The organism is Streptomyces sp. NPDC088194 (assembly GCF_040702025.1).
In the GTDB taxonomy this organism is placed as follows: Bacteria; Actinomycetota; Actinomycetes; order Streptomycetales; family Streptomycetaceae; genus Actinacidiphila.
Genome location: NZ_JBFBIV010000009.1, coordinates 73,038 through 88,677, shown reverse-complemented (window position 1 = coordinate 88,677; position 15,640 = coordinate 73,038). Strand labels below are relative to the sequence as shown.

Sequence of the window (15,640 nt, the reverse complement as noted above, 5' to 3'; positions counted from 1 at the left end):
AAAACGGGCAGGATTCTTGCAAAGCAGGGATGATCTGATGAGTATCAACGGGTGCCCGAACACCGGACGTCCTACGAAGACCTCATCGACCACCTGGTCCGCACCACGTCGCTGCACCGCGGCGAGGCGTCCCGGGTGGTGCTGGACGTCCTGGCCTACTTCGACGAGACGACCGAGGAGTACGTCCGCCGCAGGCACCGCGAGCTCCAGGCGAAGGGGCTGGTCAACACGGAGATCTTCGAGCGGATCGGCGAGGAGCTGCCGCACCGGGCGGTCGCCCCGGCCGCGCTCTCCCAGCGCCAGCTGCGCCGGATCGTCTACGGCTGACCGGGCACCCCCACCCGACCGGGCGCTCAGGGGCGCACCGGGCACCCCCGACAGGTACGACCGAGAGGGACGGCACATGTGCGGAATTGTCGGCTACATCGGCAGGCGTGACGTGGCACCACTGCTGCTGGAGGGCCTGCAGCGGCTGGAGTACCGAGGCTACGACTCGGCCGGCATCGTGATCACCGGCAGGTCCGGCGAGCTGCGGACCGTCAAGGCCAAGGGCCGGGTACGCGACCTGGAGGCGCGCGTGCCCAAGCGCTTCGCCGGCACCACCGGCATCGCGCACACCCGCTGGGCCACCCATGGCGCGCCCAGCGACGCCAACGCGCACCCGCACCTCGACGCGGACAGCGCCGTCGCCATCGTGCACAACGGCATCATCGACAACGCCTCGGAGCTGCGCGCCCGGCTCACCGCCGAGGGCACCGTCTTCGCCTCGGAGACCGACACCGAGGTACTCGTCCACCTCATCGCCCGCTCGCAGGCCGACACGCTGGAGCAACGGGTCAGCGAGGCGCTGCGCGCGGTCGAGGGCACCTACGGCCTCGCGGTGCTGCACCGCGACTTCCCGGACCGGATCGTGGTGGCCCGCAACGGCTCCCCGGTGGTGCTCGGCATCGGCGAGAAGGAGATGTTCGTCGCCTCCGACGTGGCCGCGCTCGTCGCCCACACCCGCCAGGTCGTCACGCTCGCGGACGGCGAGATGGCCACCCTCAAGGCCGACGACTTCCGCACGTACACCACCGAGGGCTCACGGACCACCGCCACGCCGACCACCGTGGAGTGGGAGGCCGAGTCGTACGACATGGGCGGTCACGACACCTACATGCACAAGGAGATCGCCGAGCAGGCCGAGGCGGTGGACCGGGTGCTGCGCGGACGGATCGACGACAAGTTCGCCACGGTGCACCTGGGCGGCCTCAACCTGGACCCGCGCGAGGCGCGCGGGGTGCGGCGGATCAAGATCCTCGGCTGCGGCACCAGCTACCACGCGGGCCAGATCGGCGCGCAGCTCATCGAGGAGCTGGCCCGTATCCCCGCGGACGCCGAGCCCGCCTCGGAGTTCCGCTACCGCAACCCGGTGGTCGATCCGGACACGCTGTACGTGGCGGTGTCGCAGTCCGGCGAGACGTACGACGTGCTGGCGGCCGTGCAGGAGCTGAAGCGCAAGGGCGCGCGGGTGCTCGGCGTGGTCAACGTGGTGGGTTCGGCGATCGCCCGGGAGGCGGACGGCGGCACCTACGTGCACGCCGGGCCCGAGGTGTGCGTGGTGTCCACGAAGTGCTTCACCAACACGGTGGTGGCCTTCGCGCTGCTCGCGCTGCACCTGGGCCGGATCAGGGACCTGTCGGTCGCCGACGGCCGGCGGATCATCGAGGGGCTGCGGCGGCTGCCCGGCCAGATCGACGAGATCCTCAAGGCCGAGCCGGAGATCAAGCGGCTGGCACTGCACTTCGCGGACGCGAAGTCGATGCTGTTCATCGGCCGGGTGCGGGGCTACCCGGTGGCCCGGGAGGCGTCGCTGAAGCTGAAGGAGGTCAGCTACATCCACGCCGAGGCGTACCCGGCCTCCGAGTTGAAGCACGGCCCGCTGGCGCTGGTGGAGCCGGCGATGCCGACGGTGGCGATCGTGCCCGACGACGACCTGCTGGAGAAGAACCGGGCCGCGCTGGAGGAGATCAAGGCCCGCAGCGGCCGCATCCTGGCCGTGGCCCACCAGGAGCAGGAGAAGGCCGACCACACGATCATCGTGCCGAAGAACGAGGACGAGCTGGACCCGATCCTGATGGGCATCCCGCTGCAGCTCTTCGCGTACCACACCGCTCTCGCGCTCGGCCGGGACATCGACAAGCCGCGCAACCTGGCGAAGTCGGTCACCGTGGAGTGAGTCGCGGCCCCTGGAACACCCGTGGTGGGCCCGGACCGCACCCCGGCCGGGCCCGCCGCACGGGCCGAACAGACCGCGCCCGCACCGGCCGGGCCGCTACGGAATGACCACCACCGGCCGCTGCGCCCGGCGAGCCAGCCGCCCGGCCACCGAACCGAAGATCCGGCCGACCATGCCGTGCGTGCCGCCGACCACGATCGCGTCGGCTTCGTACTCCTTGCCGACTTCCTCCAGCTCGTGGCAGATGTCGCCGCCGCGCTCCACCAGCACCCAGGAGATCTCGGCGAGGTGGTCGGCGCAGGCCAGCTCCAGACCGAGCACCTCGGTGCGGTGGTCGGGCACGTCGACGAAGACGGGTGGCTCGCAGCCGGCCCAGACGGTGGCGGGCAGCCGGTTGGCGACATGCACGATGATCAGTGCGGAGTGCGTTCTGCGGGCCATCCCGATCGCGTACGACAGGGCCCGCTCGCTGGAGAGGGACCCGTCGAAGCCGACGACGACGCCGTGCCGGAAGGCCGGGTCGCAGGAGTGGTGCCGCGCGGTGGCCAGCTCGGGGACCGCCGCGGAGTCGGCAAGCGGCCTGCCGTCGGCGGGCTCGGGAATCTCATGAGCGGCCATGATGCGGATTCTCGGCGAGGGCGGCGCTGACGCGCCGAGCAGCGGACAAGACGTTTCTCGCGGGGCGGGCCGCCGCAGCGGCCGGTTTCGGCCAGTTCACCACTTCCCGTCCCACTCCCTCCAGGGTACGGCCGGCGCAAGCGCCTGCACAGAGCTGACGTGCCCTTCACAGGCTCTTCCGTACGTCTTCCGTACCCGGAGTTCCCAGGAGAATGCCGGAGGGAAGCCAAGAGCGCAACGGCACCGCGCCAATGAGTGCGACGCCATCGCGCCAACCGGCTGCACGGTTCGGCGCACGGGCGCACCGCGGGGGCGCATTGCGGCCACCTCCCCGACAACTCCCGTCACCACCTTCCGCCCAGCCCGACCAGCACCGCGTGCACCGCGCCGGCGGCGGTCACACAGGTGCAAGTTCACCCCGGAATACCCGCGAAAGCCGTACGCGCATTCCGCGCCGGAGCAGCGATTTTCGGCCAACTTGGCGCCGTTACGCATTCGTTGGCGGCCGTGCGCACTAACACCTGCGCCACCAGCGGTTCTACGATGCGGCAGGACGCGGACGGTGCGGTCCGGGGTCCCGGACATGAGGCGTACTTCCCAGCGGGCCGCCTGGGTGAAACGCTTCGTGATCGAATGCTTTACGCCACGTTGCCTTGTCGACTTAGCGTCAGATGGTGAACTTGTCACTAACGCCCCACCTGACACAGTAGATTTGATCATGGGTGACTGCGCTGGACAGCGGGGGATTACGTGCAGGACCGAGGGGACGACGCGTCGATACGAGGGGGGCTTGAGCTCCATGAGCCAGGAGTCCAGTTCCGGTACGGCGGCGGACACTCCGTCGCAAGCACCATCGGCATCGCCTCGCGCCATCCGCAAGCTCTCCGCGCGCCGCCGGCCCGAGGTCGTCGCGGTGCTGCTCTTCAGCGGTGGTCCGATCTTCGAGAGTTCCATACCCCTGTCCGTCTTCGGCATCGACCGGCAGGACGCGGGCGTGCCCCGCTACCGGCTGCTGGTCTGCGCCGGCGAGGAGGGTGCGCTGCGCACCACCGGCGGGCTCGAACTGACCGCGCCCTACGGCCTTGAGGCGCTCGCCCGGGCCGGCACCGTGGTGGTGCCGACCTGGCGCTCGATATCCCAGGCCCCGCCGCCCGAGGCGCTGGACGCGATCCGTCGCGCGCACGAGGAGGGTGCCCGGATCATCGGCCTGTGCACCGGCGCCTTCGTGCTCGCCGCCGCCGGCCTGCTGGACGGCCGCCCGGCCACCACACACTGGATGTACGCGCCGACGCTGGCCAAGCGCTATCCGTCGGTGCACGTGGACCCGCGCGAGCTGTTCGTGGACGACGGCGACGTCCTCACCTCCGCCGGGACCGCGGCCGGCATCGACCTGTGCCTGCACGTGGTGCGCACCGACCACGGCACGGACGCGGCCGCCGCGCTCGCCCGCCGGCTGGTCGTGCCGCCGCGCCGGGCGGACTGGCAGACCGGGCAGCGGCACATGGACCGGTCTTTACCAGAGGAGATCGGCGCGGACCCGCTGGCCGAGGTCGTCGCGTGGGCGCTGGAGCATCTTCACGAGCAGTTCGACGTCGAGGCGCTGGCCGCGCGCGCGTACATGAGCCGGCGCACCTTCGACCGCCGGTTCCGCTCGCTGACCGGCAGCGCGCCGTTGCAGTGGCTGATCACGCAGCGGGTGCTCCAGGCGCAGCGGCTGCTGGAGACATCGGACTACTCGGTCGACGAGGTGGCCGGGCGGTGCGGGTTCCGCTCGCCGGTGGCGCTGCGCGGGCACTTCCGGCGGCAGCTCGGCTCGTCCCCCGCGTCGTACCGCGCCGCGTACCGGGCCCGCAGGCCGCAGGACGACAGCGACCGCGCCGTGCCGCCTCCCGAGGTGCCACCCGCGCGCAGGGGCGGTCCGGGCGGCGGGTCCGCGGCCGGGGCCGGGGCCGCACACGGTCACGGCCACAGCCACGGGAACGGGAGCGGGAGCGGGCACGGCGGCGGGCACGGCTCCGCGACCGGAGCGGGGGCCGGAGCCGGAGCCGGAGCCGGCGGCAGTCCCGGCGCCGGTCCTGGTGGCGGCTCGCAGGTGCTGGCCGCTCCGGCCAAGGGCGACCCGGACGCGTACACCACGTCCGCACGGGTCCCGGAGCAGTCCGGGCGGCCCGATCCGGCCGACGGGCCGGCCCGCGGGCGGCTGCGTGCCGGGCGCGGGCTGGGAGCCGCCCTCCCGGGACCGCGTGATCGCCCGTAGGGTGAGACACATGAACGACCGGATGGTGTGGATCGACTGTGAGATGACCGGCCTCTCGCTGGCGCACGACGCGCTGATCGAGGTGGCCGCGCTCGTCACCGACTCCGAGCTCAACGTCCTCGGCGAGGGGGTGGACATCGTGATCCGCCCGCCCGCCGAGGCGCTGGAGACCATGCCGGAGATCGTCCGGCAGATGCACACCACCTCCGGACTGCTGGAGGAGCTGCCCGACGGGGTCGGCATGGCCGAGGCGGAGAAGGCCGTCCTGGACTACATCCGCGAGCACGTCGCCGAGCCGCGCAAGGCCCCGCTGTGCGGCAACTCCGTCTCCACCGACCGCGGCTTCCTCGCCCGGGACATGCCGACGCTGGAGCAGCACCTGCACTACCGCATCGTGGACGTCTCCTCGGTGAAGGAACTGGCCCGCCGCTGGTACCCGCGGGCGTACTTCAACAGCCCCGAGAAGAACGGCAACCACCGCGCGCTCGCCGACATCCGCGAGTCCATCGCCGAGCTGCGCTACTACCGCGAGGCCGTCTTCGTGCCCGCCCCCGGCCCCGACACGGACACCGCCCGCGCGATCGCCGCCAAGCACGTCCTTCCGCCGGCTCCGCACCCCGCCGGATAAGCGGGCGCGACCACCCCTCCCCACCCTGTACACTTTTCCAGGCGGCGCCACCCCGGTAGGGAAAAGCGCCGCTCATGGTGGGTGTAGCTCAGATGGTAGAGCACCTGGTTGTGGTCCAGGATGTCGCGGGTTCGAGTCCCGTCACTCACCCTCACGCGAGGCGGCCGCTGATCTGCTCCGGCAGAACAGCGGCCGCTTTCGTCTGCCCGGGCCACCGCGTCACTGGGCCACCGCGTCAACCGTGTCACCGGGCGGCCAGGCCGCCACGTCACCGCGCCACCACGTCACCAGGCCGGCGGGCCACCTGGGCACCCTCACCGCGCGCGGGCGGGAAGCGGCATGATGATCGCGTGATCACTCGATACGAACGGCCCGAGGGCAGCGCGCCCGTCAACGGATACAGCCACGCGGTCGCCTTCACCGGCACGACCGTCGTCGTCTCGGGGCAGGTGCCCGTGGACGCGGACGGGACGCTGGTCGGCGAGGGCGACACCGAGGCGCAGGTCCGGCAGGTGTTCGCGAACCTGGCGACCGTCCTGGACGCCGCGGGCGCGGACCTCGCGGACGTCGTGAAGATCACCGTCTTCCTCACCGACATCGGCTCCGACCTGCCCGCCTTCCGCCGGGTGCGGGACGAGCACTTCGACCCGGCCCGGCTGCCCGCCAGTTCGCTGGTCCAGGTCTCGGCCCTGGTCCATCCGGCGTTCCGGGTGGAGATCGAGGCGATGGCCGTGGTCGACGGCGCGAAGGCGTAGGGCGCGGCACCCGAGACCGGCCCTCGGCACGCAGCCCCCGGCACCCGGCACACGGACACGGGCCCCGGTACCCAGGCGCCGAGCCGCAGCACACCGGCACGGGCGCGCGATACGGCGCCGGCGGCCCGCCCCCGCACTCTCGGCGAGGGGCGGGCCCCGGCGCCCGGGCCGGGGACGGGCGGCGGCGGGCCGGGAGCGGTCAGGCCGCCCGGGTCATCTCCCGCCGCCCCCGCCTCCGGGGGCCTGGTGGCGCTATTCCTCGAAGAGCAGGGCGTACGTGCCCATCGCCATCGCGATGTCCGCCTCCGCCCAGAACCGGTGGTAGGTGAAGGTCGGCACGGCCCCGCCGTTCAGGTAGTCCGCGACCTTCGACCAGTTCGGGTCGTCCTTGTAGAAGGACCGCAGCTCCAGGAAGGTGGAGCTGGAGTCGATCTTGTCGCCGTTCGGCATCGTCCCGGTCCAGCCGGACGGCACGTACACCGGGTCGGAGAACCGCGAGTAGTCCGCGCGGGTCTCCGGGGCCGCGATGCCCAGCGGGTCCTGGTAGTGGTCCCACATGCCGTCGAGCAGGGCCTTCGACTCCGCCTGGGCCGCGGTGTCACCGGACTTGGCGGCGTAGTAGGCGAGCGTCTTGGCGTAGGCCGCCGTGACGCCCAGGTCGTCGCCGTAGGACGTGACCGTCACGTGCAGGCCGGAGTTGGCGCCCGGACTGGCCGGGTTCCAGGTGTCCGGTGCGCCGGACCACGCGAGGTCGGACGGGATCTGGAAGGTGCCGTCCGCGTTCACCGTGGTCTCGGACATCGCCCAGCTCACCCACTTGGCCAGGATCGCCTTGGCCTTCGCGTCACCGGTCTGCTGGTAGTACTCCGCGACCCGCTCCATCGACCACGCCTGCATGCCGAACCACTGGTTCGACGGCGGGTCGTGGTAGACGGGCTCCCAGTCGTATGCCATCCCGTAGAAGGTGGGCGTGCCGGCCGGGGGCTGGGCGTAGGCGCCGTCCCAACTGTTCGTGGCGCCACCGGCGATGGCCCCCTCGTCGGACTGGAGCCACTGGTAGAACTCCAGCTGCCGGCCCAGGCTGGTGGTCCAGTCCTGCTTGCCGGTGGCCGACTTGGGCGCCATGTTGGCGTCGGTGGTCAACGCGTAGGCCGCCAGCGGGTTCTGGTAGCCGAAGTGCGAGGCGCCGTCGCCGATCCGCCAGGCCCAGCCACCGCCGGAGCCGGTCGAGCCGCCCCAGGCGTAGTACCAGGACAGCAGGTAGTGCTCGCTGTCCTTGCCGGTGCCGGCCGGGCACGAGGTGGGGCTCGTGCAACCGCCGATCTTCTTGAAGTACTTGTCGAAGAACGAGTAGCGCAGGTAGTCGCCCATCTCGCCGGCCTTCGCGACGGTGGCCTTCACGTCGGCCTCCTTGCCCTGCTCCTGCGCCCAGGTGTCCGCCCAGTAGGCGGCCTGGATCGCCCGCGCGTCGGCGTCCGGCGCGTCCGTGTACTTCCACTGCGTGGCGTAGTTGGAGTCGCCGGTGAACAGGTCCAGATATCCGTTCTTGCCGCCGTACTTGAAGTCGTCGCAGGTCGGCTGGGGCACGGTCTCCCAGACCGACTCCTGCGAGCCGCGCTGGAAGGTGTTGATGTACGACGGCCCCTTCGCCGTCGGGCCCAGCTCGCAGCCGCCACCGGGCGTGTCACCGTAGCCGTAGACGTTGTCGACGTCCTCCAGCCAGTGCATGCCGTAGATGTCGTCGGTGCCGTACGCCGACTTCAGCTCACCCGCGATCGGGTCCTGACCGACCGGCACGCTGCCGTCGAGCTGCGACGGGTACTCCGAGGGCAGGTCGTGCTCCGGCGCGTAGGTCGCCGGTGAACTCGCGTTGTAGTAGCTGTTCGTGGGCTGGTCGGCGTGGGTGGGGATCATGTACTTCTCCATGGTCGCCCAGGCCGCGTTGAACTTGCTCCAGTCCTGGGTGACCTGGCCGTACATCGCCTGCAGCCAGATCATGTACGAGTACGCCTCGGAGGTCGTCTCGTGGCCGTAGTCCGGGGCCTCCACGATCAGCGTCTCCACCGAGTGGTACGGAATCCCCTCGGGTGAGAAGTAGCCGGAGGCCGGGTCGGTGATCTTGCCGTACAGCGACAGGAAGCGCGCGTCGTAGTCGCTGGTGGCGCCGATCTCCGTGGCGGTCACGCTCGCCTTGAGATAGCCGTCGGCCGTCGCGGTGAAGGTCGCCGCGCCGGTGCCGCCGCTGTCGGCCGCGAGGGTGACCTGCTGCGCGGTGCTCCAGTTCGACGGGGTGAAGGTCAGGCTCGCGCCGGACGTGACGCTCAGCCCGGTGTTGCCCGCGGAACGCGCCACCGCCACCGTGACATCGGAGGTCGGAGCGCTGGACAGCTTCACCGCGAAGCCGCCGGTGCCGCCCTGCTGGACGGAGACCTGCGCCGGGGTGGCCACGATCGACGGCCCGGCCACCACATGCAGGCCCACCGGCGTGGACTCGGCGCTCGCGCCGAGACTGTCGTACGCCTTGGCGTACACCGAGTAGTCCCCGGCCGGAACCGACGACCAGTCCGTGGTGTAGGGCGCGGTGGTGTCGGTCCCCAGCAGCACGTCGTCGCTGTAGAACTCGACCTTGGTGATCGTCGCGCCGTCCGCGGCCACGGCGGTGGCCGCCAGCGGGATGTCGGCGCCCGCGTTGTACGTGGCGCCGGCCGCGGGGCTGGTCAGCACCGGCAGCGGCGGCTGGTGCGCGCCGCCGCAGGCCGTGCCGTTGACGGCGAACGCGGTGGGTGCCGCGTTGCTGCCCGTGTAGGTGAAATTGGCACTCGCGGTGACGCTGCCGCCGGCCGCGATTGTCTTGTTCCAGTCCAGCGACTTGACAGTCACGGCCTTGCCGGCCTGCGACCAGTCGCCGTTCCAGCCGCTCTGCAGCGTCTGGTCACCGGAGTACGCGTAGGTCAGCGTCCAGCCGTCGATCGGGGCGGCGCCGAGGTCGGTGATCTCGGCGTTGGCGGTGAAGCCGCCGCCCCAGTCGTTGGTCGTGTAGTCGACGGCGCACCGGATGTCCGCCGCGTGCGCGGCCGTACCGCCCGCCACCGTCATGGCGAGCGGCACGGCGAGCGCGGCCGTGAAGGCCGTCACCAGCCTTCTCAGCCGCTTTCTGAAAGGTCTTCCTCTGGGCATGCGAGAGGTCCTCCTCGCGGTTCGTTGTGGGGGGAACGTGGGGGGAAGTTCAACTGAACCAGTGGGAGCGCTCCCACCATCGGGGTGCCACGAAGCGCTGTCAAGAGGCCGATCGCAACGGCATGCCCATGCCGCACCATCCGTCAATTGCTCCTGAAAACAGCCCACTTCATCATGGTCGAGCCGACCGGAAACCGACCCGGCCTTTACCTCACCCCTACCGGGACGGACGGTGACCCGCTAGGGTCTCCGGCGGACCAGTGGGAGCGCGTCCATGTTCCTTCCCCGTTTGCGCACCACCCGGGCCACGAGGCGGCCCGCACCGCCGGGCCCGCCCGGCGCGGGCCGCCTCGTCCGCGCCCGCCCCGGGCCCCACGCCCACCCCCACAGCACATCGGCACGTCCGGCACCTCGCACCACCGCACCACCCTCCCCCCACCACCCCCCACACTCCCAGGAGTCGCACATGCGACGACCAACACGTACCGCGGCGCTCTCCGTCGCCGCCGTCACCACGGCGGCGGCCGCCGCCGCGCTGCTGCCCGCGCTCGGCGCCGGCGCCGCGGCCGGCGCCACCCCGGCCTGCACGGTGGCCTACTCGGTGACCAACCAGTGGGACGCCGGCTTCCAGGGCGACGTCGTGATCACCAACAACTCCGCCGCCACCACCAGTTGGCGGCTCACCTTCGACTTCCCCGGCGGCCAGCACGTCACCCAGGGCTGGAACGGCACCTGGTCGCAGGCCGGCAGCACCGTGAGCGTGGCGTCCGAGTCGTACAACGGCGTGATCCCCAGCGGCGGCAGCATCAGCGCCGGGTTCCTCGGCGACTGGTCCGGCGGCAACCCGAGCCCGACCGCGTTCACGCTCAACGGCACCACCTGCAACGAGGACGACGGCACCGCTCCCCCGACCACTCCGCCCACCACGCCCCCGACCACCCCGCCGGGCGACGGCGGCGGCGACCCGGCCCCGCCGAAACTGCACGTCTCCGGCAACGAGTTGGTGGACTCCACCGGCAAGCAGGTGGTGCTGCACGGCGTGAACCGCTCCGGCACCGAGTTCGCCTGCGCGCAGGGCAACGGCATCTTCGACGGCCCGGTCGACGACACGGCGATCGACGCGATCACCAGCTGGAAGGGCGTCAACGCGGTCCGCGTCCCGCTCAACGAGGACTGCTGGGAGGGACTTTCGTACGTGCCGGCGGAAGACGGCGGCGCCGCCTACATCGCGGCGATCACCGACTGGGTGAACCGGCTGGTCGCGCACGGCATCACGCCCATCCTCGACCTGCACTGGACGCACGGCCTGTACACCGGCAACTCGGCGGGCTGCTCGGACGTCAACGCCACCTGCCAGAAACCGATGCCGGACGCGCAGTACGCCGTCCCGTTCTGGCAGAGCGTCGCGGACACCTTCAAGTCCGACACCTCGGTCGTCTTCGATCTGTTCAACGAGCCCTACCCGGACCGCGCCACCTCCACCTCGGAGCAGGCGTGGACCTGCTGGCGGGACGGCGGCACCTGCCCGGGCATCGGCTACCAGGTGGCCGGCATGCAGGACCTGGTCGACGCGGTACGCGGCACCGGCGCGCAGAACGTGATCATGCTCGGCGGCCTGGCGTACTCCAACGACGAGACCGGCTGGCTGGCCCACGAGCCGACCGACCCGACCGGCAACCTCGCCGCCTCCCTGCACGTCTACAACTTCAACTCGTGCGCCAACCAGTCCTGCTGGGACTCGCAGATCGCCCCGGTCGCCGCCCAGGTGCCGCTGGTGGCGGGCGAGATCGGTGAGAACACCTGCGCCCACGCCTTCACCGACACCTTCATGAGCTGGCTGGACGCGCACCACCTGTCCTACCTGGGCTGGACCTGGAACACCTGGGACTGCTCCTCCGGCCCGTCGCTGATCTCCTCTTACGACGGAACGCCCACCGCCTACGGGCAGGGCCTCAAGGACCATCTGGCCGCGCTGGGCTGAGTTCGGCCGGGCTCCCGGCGCCCCCGGACAGGGCGGTCCCGTACACGGATGGCGTGTACGGGGCCGCCCCTTCACGCATGTCCGGGTTGTCCGGCGATTCCCGCGTGAGCAGCGGGTTGTCCGTTCGGGACTCGAAACGGCGACAGTGCTCAACAGGCCAGTATTGAACAACTTATTGACGCCGATGTACGGGCCTTGTAAACATCACCTCGCCAGAGAGCGCTCTCTCACACGCGTCCCCCTGGCCTCCATCACGGACCCCCACCCGGTTGAGGAGATACCAAATGTCAGGCAGCACTTCGCTGTTGGTGCGGCCACGGCCCGGACGGCACGACAGATCCCGGCCGTATCTCATCCTTGCCCTCCTGCTCGCGCTGACGGCGGGCCTCGCCCTCGTCGTCACCTCGCAGGCGCCGGCCCGCGCGGCCGGCGCCCTCCTGTCGCAGGGGCGACCCGCCACCGCCTCGTCGGTCGAGAACGCGGGCACCCCGGCCTCCGCCGCGGTCGACGGCGACACCGGCACCCGCTGGTCCAGCGCCGCGGCCGATCCCCAGTGGCTCCGCGTCGACCTGGGCAGCAACCAGTCGATCAGCCAGGTGACCCTCAACTGGGAGACGGCGTACGCGAAGGCGTTCAAGATCCAGACCTCGGTCAACGGCACCGACTGGACCGACGTCTACTCCACCACCACCGGGACCGGCGGCAACCAGACCCTGTCCGTAAACGGTTCCGGCCGCTATGTCCGCATGTACGGCAGCCAGCGCGCCACCCAGTACGGCTACTCGCTCTGGGAGTTCCAGGTCTACGGCGGCGGCGGCGTCACCCCGACCGCGTGCGCCACCGACAACGCGGCCCAGGGCAGGACGGCCGCGGCGTCCTCCACCGAGAACGCGGCCTCCCCGGCCTCCGCCGCGGTCGACGGCGACACCGGCACCCGCTGGTCCAGCGCGTTCAGCGACCCGCAGTGGCTGCGGGTGGACCTCGGCGCCTCGGTGCCGCTCTGCAGCGTCGGCCTCAACTGGGAGACCGCGTACGCCACCGCCTACCAGATCCAGGTCTCGGACGACGCCACCAACTGGACCACGGTGTACTCCACCACGACCGGCACCGGCGGCATCCAGAACATCGACGTCACCGGCACCGGCCGCTACGTCCGCGTCTACACCACCGCGCGGGCCACGGCGTACGGCGTGTCGCTGTGGGAGTTCTCGGTGCACCTGGCCGCGGGCACCACCACACCCCCCACCAGCCCTCCGCCCACCGGCGGTGACGACTCCTTCTGGGGCGACACCAGCCAGATCCCGGCCGCGAACAACGTGATGGAGGTCGCGATACTCAACCGGACCAACGGTGCGTATCCCGACAGCCAGGTCTACTGGAGCTTCGACGGCCAGGAGCACTCGATCGCCGAGCAGCCGTACTTCGACATGCCGGCCAACTCCTCCGGCCGGATGTACTTCTACGTCGGCTCGCCGAACAGCCAGTACAACGACTTCATCGAGTTCACGATCGGCCCGGACGTCTTCAACGGCAACACCACCCGGGTGGACGCCTGGGCGCTGCCGCTGGCCATCCGGCTGCACTCGCACACCGGTCAGGACATCCAACTCGGCGACAACCAGGACCTCTTCACCACCAGCCGCGACCAGGTCTTCCAGGAGTTCCAGGACGCCGTGCCGCAGCAGTTCAAGGTGCTGGCGCAGACCCAGGCGCCGTACCGGATCATCGCCCCGGGCAGTGACCCGAGCTTCCGGGCCGGCGGCGCCAACGAGAACTACTTCACCTCCTACGCCCAGTCGGTCGGCGTGAACGCGGCGACCTCGGACATCTTCGGCTGCGCGGGCTCGCTGGCCGGCGACCCGAGCATGTGCGCCGCGCTCAACCGGCACACCGCCACCCTCCCGGCCGACCAGCAGCAGGACCCGACGAAGTTCTACTCGGGCGACCCGGCCAACTGGTACGCCAAGTTCTGGCACGACCACGCCATCAACGGGCTGGCCTACGGCTTCCCGTACGACGACGTGGCCGGGCAGGCGGCGTACGCCTCGATGCAGAACCCGCAGTGGATGGAGGTCGCGGTCGGCTTCTAGCCCCGCGACCGGCGCGGTCCGCACGGCCCCCCACATCTTCCCCACGCCGTACGGACCGCGCTCCCCCCGAGAACCGTTTCCCGCAGATCCCCCCACAGGAGCCGCCGGGGGCGGGCCGGGCACACGAATCCGCGTGTGCCCCGGCTCGCCCCCGGCGGTGCTTCCGCGTCCGGCCCAACCCGACTACCTATACGTGACAGATTCGCCGCCCGCTCCCGCTCCGTACCGTCGTGACCAGCGACGACACGGCACACCGGTGCCGGTCACGACACATGGGAGAACGCCATGAGCGACATCCAGCACCTGGTCGAGCAGTACATCGGCATCTGGAACGAGGCGGACCCGGCCCTGCGCACCTGGAAGATCGCCGAGGTGTTCGCCGAGAACGGCAGCTACACCGACCCGCTCGCGGACGTCACGGGCCGGGCCGCCTTCGGCGAGGTGGTCGCCGGGGCCCAGGCCCAGTTCGCGGGCCTGGTCTTCACCCTCGGCCCGGTCGACGCCCACCACAACATCGCCCGCTTCACCTGGGAGTTGGGCCCCGCGGGCGGCGAGTCGCTGGTGGTCGGCTTCGACGTGGTGTCGGTCGGCACGGACGGCCTGATCCACAGCGTCCACGGCTTCCTCGACAAGGTCCCGGCCGGCGCCTGACCCGCGTCCGACCTCAGCGGGTACCCAGATAGATCAGGAACGCGACCACCACGACGGCCACCGCGACAGCGAAGACCGCAGCACCACCCTCCTTCCCCCCGGTCCCGCGAACGGGACCCTGGCCGGCCGAACCCCCCACGCCAGGGTCCCCGTCATACCCGCTGTGGTGAACGTGGTGGCCGTGATGCCCACCGTGATGCCCGCTGTGCCCGCCGCCGCCGTGCCCGGAGCCGCCGTGCCCGCCGCCGCCGTCCATGGGTGCCTCCCGGGAGCCAGGCCACGCGCGGACAACGCGTGACCGTGTGCGAACTACGACGGTCCGGCACCCGACTCCGGTTCCTCGCCGTCACTACGCTGGGCCGTATGGGTGATCTCATCAGCGATCGGGAACGACTCCGCCACGTCGAGCAGTTGTACGAAGCAGCGACGTTCGGTGGCGACCGGACAGCACCCGCGCGGGCCGAGCAGGTGCTCGACGGACTGGCGGCGGACCTGGCGCTCGCCCGCGGCAAAACCTTGCACGCACGCTATCTGACAGACCGAAAGGAGGTGGTCGAAGGGCAAGAAGGAGAGCTGTTCCAGCAGGCGGTGACCCTCTACCGCGCGCTCGGCGACATCCGCGGCGAAGGCGAGGCCCTCTTCTGGCTCGGCGTCTGGCACCAAGTGGTCCGGGAGGCATACGGCGAGGCGGTGCCGTGCTTCCAACGGTCCTACGACCTGGCCGAGTCGACCGGCGACCGACTCACCCAGTCATACGCCACACGCCACCTGGGGTTCGCAGCGGAGGCAGCCGGCCGCCTGGACGAAGCCCGCGCACGCTTCGAACAGTCAGTCCAACTACGCGAGGACCTGAACCTCCCCGCCGCCGCGGCCGCGGCCCAACTCGCCCTCGCCGAGTTCCTCTGGCACTCCTGCGGCGACCACGACTCGGCACAACGTCTACTGGACCAGGCCCACACAACGGCCACGCAGTGCGGCGCGGCCGGCGTTCTCCAGTGGATAGCCGACGCGCGCACCCGCATGTAGCGAACCCCCGCACCACCGCCCCACCACAAACACCCCCCACCGAGCAGCCACCCACCCACCACAAACACCCCAACCGATTAGGAGCCCACACCACAATCACCCCCCACCGAGGAGAAGCCCACCCACCACCAGACGGCCAAGCGCCCCCACCGAGCAGCCACCCACCCACCACAAACACCCCAACCGATTAGGAGCCCACACCACAATCACCCCCCACCGAGGAGAAGCCCACCCACCAC

Annotated in this window: 11 protein-coding genes and 1 tRNA gene; 10 read left to right on the top strand and 2 right to left on the bottom strand. The window is 70.9% G+C overall.

Going from position 1 to position 15,640, the window contains the following annotated elements:
• Window positions 1-51 precede the first annotated feature (51 nt).
• Both AB0399_RS07135 and glmS read left to right on the top strand, forming a co-directional pair.
• Window positions 52-327, top strand: coding sequence for a hypothetical protein (locus AB0399_RS07135; RefSeq protein WP_328464361.1), 276 nt, complete (start codon window positions 52-54; stop codon window positions 325-327).
• A 76-nt stretch (window positions 328-403) separates the two neighbouring features.
• Window positions 404-2,218 carry a glutamine--fructose-6-phosphate transaminase (isomerizing) gene (glmS, locus tag AB0399_RS07130; protein ID WP_366410515.1) on the top strand — a complete coding sequence of 605 codons (1,815 nt, stop codon included), beginning with the start codon at window positions 404-406 and terminating at the stop codon, window positions 2,216-2,218.
• 96 nt (window positions 2,219-2,314) lie between these two features.
• Here glmS and AB0399_RS07125 read toward each other — a convergent pair whose 3' ends face one another.
• Entirely contained in the window at window positions 2,315-2,836 is a 522-nt protein-coding gene (locus tag AB0399_RS07125) for a universal stress protein (protein WP_328464365.1), read from the bottom strand.
• Window positions 2,837-3,635: 799 nt separating this feature from the next.
• Between AB0399_RS07125 and AB0399_RS07120 the strand changes: the two genes are divergently transcribed.
• The 4 genes from AB0399_RS07120 (at window position 3,636) to AB0399_RS07105 (ending at window position 6,476) form a co-directional block, all read left to right on the top strand.
• Window positions 3,636-5,093, top strand: coding sequence for a helix-turn-helix domain-containing protein (locus AB0399_RS07120; protein WP_366410544.1), 1,458 nt, complete (start codon window positions 3,636-3,638; stop codon window positions 5,091-5,093).
• Between the two features lie 10 nt (window positions 5,094-5,103).
• Window positions 5,104-5,721, top strand: coding sequence for an oligoribonuclease (gene orn, locus AB0399_RS07115; RefSeq protein ID WP_329369238.1), 618 nt, complete (start codon window positions 5,104-5,106; stop codon window positions 5,719-5,721).
• 77 nt (window positions 5,722-5,798) lie between these two features.
• Window positions 5,799-5,871 (top strand) — tRNA-His (locus AB0399_RS07110).
• Between the two features lie 200 nt (window positions 5,872-6,071).
• The gene (locus AB0399_RS07105) at window positions 6,072-6,476 is read left to right on the top strand and encodes a RidA family protein (protein ID WP_366410514.1); all 405 of its coding nucleotides are present in this window, start codon (window positions 6,072-6,074) and stop codon (window positions 6,474-6,476) included.
• Between the two features lie 252 nt (window positions 6,477-6,728).
• On the opposite strand, the gene AB0399_RS07100 is transcribed toward AB0399_RS07105, so the two are convergent.
• A complete protein-coding gene (locus AB0399_RS07100) occupies window positions 6,729-9,653 on the bottom strand; it encodes a glycoside hydrolase family 48 protein (RefSeq protein WP_366410513.1) in 2,925 nt (974 codons plus the stop codon).
• Window positions 9,654-10,119: 466 nt separating this feature from the next.
• Between AB0399_RS07100 and AB0399_RS07095 the strand changes: the two genes are divergently transcribed.
• The 4 genes from AB0399_RS07095 (at window position 10,120) to AB0399_RS07080 (ending at window position 15,401) form a co-directional block, all read left to right on the top strand.
• Entirely contained in the window at window positions 10,120-11,634 is a 1,515-nt protein-coding gene (locus AB0399_RS07095; protein WP_366410512.1) for a cellulose binding domain-containing protein, read from the top strand.
• Window positions 11,635-11,918: 284 nt separating this feature from the next.
• Window positions 11,919-13,724 (top strand): discoidin domain-containing protein, encoded by a 1,806-nt coding sequence (locus AB0399_RS07090; RefSeq protein ID WP_366410511.1) that lies wholly within the window; start codon window positions 11,919-11,921, stop codon window positions 13,722-13,724.
• A gap of 285 nt (window positions 13,725-14,009) precedes the next feature.
• The gene (locus AB0399_RS07085; RefSeq protein ID WP_329369227.1) at window positions 14,010-14,375 is read left to right on the top strand and encodes a nuclear transport factor 2 family protein; all 366 of its coding nucleotides are present in this window, start codon (window positions 14,010-14,012) and stop codon (window positions 14,373-14,375) included.
• Between the two features lie 363 nt (window positions 14,376-14,738).
• A complete protein-coding gene (locus AB0399_RS07080; RefSeq protein ID WP_366410510.1) occupies window positions 14,739-15,401 on the top strand; it encodes a tetratricopeptide repeat protein in 663 nt (220 codons plus the stop codon).
• Window positions 15,402-15,640 lie beyond the last annotated feature (239 nt).

What these genes read in the sequence shown, in the direction of transcription:
- glmS (WP_366410515.1), top strand. Translation starts at nt 404, where the DNA reads ATGTGCGGAATTGTCGGCTACATCGGCAGGCGTGACGTGGCACCACTG.
- AB0399_RS07125 (WP_328464365.1), bottom strand. Translation starts at nt 2,836, where the DNA reads ATGGCCGCTCATGAGATTCCCGAGCCCGCCGACGGCAGGCCGCTTGCC.
- AB0399_RS07120 (WP_366410544.1), top strand. Translation starts at nt 3,636, where the DNA reads ATGAGCCAGGAGTCCAGTTCCGGTACGGCGGCGGACACTCCGTCGCAA.
- orn (WP_329369238.1), top strand. Translation starts at nt 5,104, where the DNA reads ATGAACGACCGGATGGTGTGGATCGACTGTGAGATGACCGGCCTCTCG.
- AB0399_RS07100 (WP_366410513.1), bottom strand. Translation starts at nt 9,653, where the DNA reads ATGCCCAGAGGAAGACCTTTCAGAAAGCGGCTGAGAAGGCTGGTGACG.
- AB0399_RS07095 (WP_366410512.1), top strand. Translation starts at nt 10,120, where the DNA reads ATGCGACGACCAACACGTACCGCGGCGCTCTCCGTCGCCGCCGTCACC.
- AB0399_RS07090 (WP_366410511.1), top strand. Translation starts at nt 11,919, where the DNA reads ATGTCAGGCAGCACTTCGCTGTTGGTGCGGCCACGGCCCGGACGGCAC.
- AB0399_RS07085 (WP_329369227.1), top strand. Translation starts at nt 14,010, where the DNA reads ATGAGCGACATCCAGCACCTGGTCGAGCAGTACATCGGCATCTGGAAC.
- AB0399_RS07080 (WP_366410510.1), top strand. Translation starts at nt 14,739, where the DNA reads ATGGGTGATCTCATCAGCGATCGGGAACGACTCCGCCACGTCGAGCAG.